At 47.8% G+C, this 2840-nt stretch carries 2 rRNA genes (1 of these 2 cut by a window edge); both read left to right on the forward strand.

The features are described from left to right. A 23S ribosomal RNA gene (locus tag DFQ09_RS18405) occupies positions 1–2564 on the forward strand; it begins 265 nt to the left of the window's first position. A 164-nt stretch (positions 2565–2728) separates the two neighbouring features. After that, positions 2729–2838, forward strand: a 5S ribosomal RNA gene (rrf, locus tag DFQ09_RS18410). The last annotated feature ends 2 nt before the right edge of the window (positions 2839–2840 follow it).

Raw genomic sequence — 2840 nt, forward strand, 5'->3', positions numbered from 1 at the left:
TGTTACGGCAATGCTGGGGTTGTAGGACCACGATATTAGAAGCAGGATGAATTAGAATTGTTTGGAAAGACAAGCCGTAGACGGTGATAGCCCGGTATAAGTAAAGAATGTGGATATAGTGGTATCCTGAGTAGTGCGGGGCACGTGAAACCCTGTGTGAATCAGTCGGGACCATCCGATAAGGCTAAATACTCCTGAGAGACCGATAGTGAACTAGTACCGTGAGGGAAAGGTGAAAAGAACCCTGAATAAGGGAGTGAAATAGAACCTGAAACCATACGCTTACAAGCGGTCGGAGCAGACTTGATCTGTGACGGCGTGCCTTTTGCATAATGAGCCTACGAGTTACCGTTGCTAGCAAGGTTAAGTGATTAAGTCACGGATCCGTAGCGAAAGCGAGTCTGAATAGGGCGCTTTAGTTAGTAGTGGTAGACGCGAAACCGTGTGATCTACCCATGGGCAGGGTGAAGCTGTGGTAACACACAGTGGAGGCCCGAACCGGTTGACGTTGAAAAGTCTTCGGATGACCTGTGGGTAGGGGTGAAAGGCCAATCAAACTCGGAAATAGCTCGTACTCCCCGAAATGCATTTAGGTGCAGCGTTGATTTATAGTTTTATAGAGGTAGAGCTACTGATTGGATGCGGGGGCTTCACCGCCTACCAATTCCTGACAAACTCCGAATGCTATAAAATGTTAATCAGCAGTGAGGGCATGGGTGCTAAGGTCCATGTCCGAGAGGGAAAGAACCCAGACCATCAGCTAAGGTCCCCAAATATATGTTAAGTTGAATAAACGAGGTTGAACTGCTTAGACAGCTAGGATGTTGGCTTGGAAGCAGCCATTCATTTAAAGAGTGCGTAACAGCTCACTAGTCGAGCGGTTCGGCATGGATAATAATCGGGCATAAACATATTACCGAAGCTATGGACTTATTAATAAGTGGTAGGGGAGCATTGTAGTGTCGTCGAAGGTGTTCTGTGAGGGATGCTGGAGAAGCTACAAAAGAAAATGTAGGCATAAGTAACGATAATGCGGGCGAGAAACCCGCACACCGAAAGACTAAGGTTTCCTCAGCTATGCTAATCAGCTGAGGGTTAGTCGGGACCTAACGCGAACCCGAAAGGGGTAGTGGATGGACAACAGGTTAATATTCCTGTACCTGCTCACACTAAAAGTGACGGAGGCGAAAAGTTAGTGCGTACTGACGGAATAGTACGTTGAAGCGAGTGGTAACACCGCGATAGTACACTGAGACTCCGGTCAAGGTGATAATCTAGCAAATCGACTTCCAAGAAAAGCGAGTGAAGCAGCCCGTACCCTAAACCGACACAGGTAGTTGGGATGAGAATTCTAAGGTGCTCGAGAGATTCATGGCTAAGGAACTAGGCAAAATCGACGCGTAACTTCGGGAGAAGCGTCGCCTTCCTTCGGGAAGGCCGCAGTGAAAAAGTCCAGGCGACTGTTTATCAAAAACACAGGGCTCTGCTAAATCGAAAGATGATGTATAGGGCCTGACACCTGCCCGGTGCTGGAAGGTTAAGTGGAGGGTTTAGAAGTTTACTTCGAAGATCTCAAATGAAGCCCCAGTAAACGGCGGCCGTAACTATAACGGTCCTAAGGTAGCGAAATTCCTTGTCGGGTAAGTTCCGACCTGCACGAATGGTGTAACGATCTGGACACTGTCTCAGCCATGAGCTCGGTGAAATTGTAGTATCGGTGAAGATGCCGATTACCCGCAGTGGGACGAAAAGACCCCGTGAACCTTTACTATAGCTTAGTATTGGCTTTGGATAAGTAATGTGTAGGATAGGTGGGAGACTTTGAAGTGGCGTCGCTAGGCGTTGTGGAGTCATTGTTGAAATACCACCCTTTGCTTATCTAGAGTCTAACCTCTAACCAGGGACAGTGCTTGGTGGGTAGTTTGACTGGGGTGGTCGCCTCCAAAAGAGTAACGGAGGCTTCTAAAGGTTCCCTCAGCACGCTTGGTAACCGTGCGTAGAGTGCAATGGCATAAGGGAGCTTGACTGAGAGACATACAGGTCGATCAGGTACGAAAGTAGAGCATAGTGATCCGGTGGTTCCGTATGGAAGGGCCATCGCTCAAAGGATAAAAGGTACTCCGGGGATAACAGGCTGATCTCCCCCAAGAGCTCATATCGACGGGGGGGTTTGGCACCTCGATGTCGGCTCGTCACATCCTGGGGCTGGAGAAGGTCCCAAGGGTTGGGCTGTTCGCCCATTAAAGTGGCACGCGAGCTGGGTTCAGAACGTCGTGAGACAGTTCGGTCTCTATCTACTGTGGGCGTTAGAAATTTGAGTGGATCTGACTCTAGTACGAGAGGACCGAGTTGGACGAACCTCTGGTGTACCTGTTGTTCCGCCAGGAGCATTGCAGGGTAGCTACGTTCGGAAGGGATAAGCGCTGAAAGCATATAAGCGCGAAACCCACCACAAGATGAGATTTCTTTTAAGGGTCGTGGAAGATGACCACGTTGATAGGCTATAGGTGTAAAGGCAGTAATGTCATAGCCAAGTAGTACTAATAACCCATAGGCTTATTGTTACTTCGACTTCGCTCAGACGACCAGCAATGGTTAATGAGCGAGTCTGTTTTTTTATTAAAGTATACGTTACGATACATATCATGTGATTTTTTCAATATGTCAACAATATTAGTGTTGATTATTTATAACAACCCAAGTTCTGATCAAAATCAGAATAAAAACTTAAGGTGGTTATAGCGACGGGGCTCACCTCTAACCATTCCGAACAGAGTAGTTAAGCCCGTTTGCGCCGATGGTACTGCTTTACTGTGGAAGAGTAGGTCACCGCCTTTTTT

Source organism: Winogradskyella pacifica (assembly GCF_003386275.1).
Taxonomy (GTDB): Bacteria; Bacteroidota; Bacteroidia; order Flavobacteriales; family Flavobacteriaceae; genus Winogradskyella; species Winogradskyella pacifica.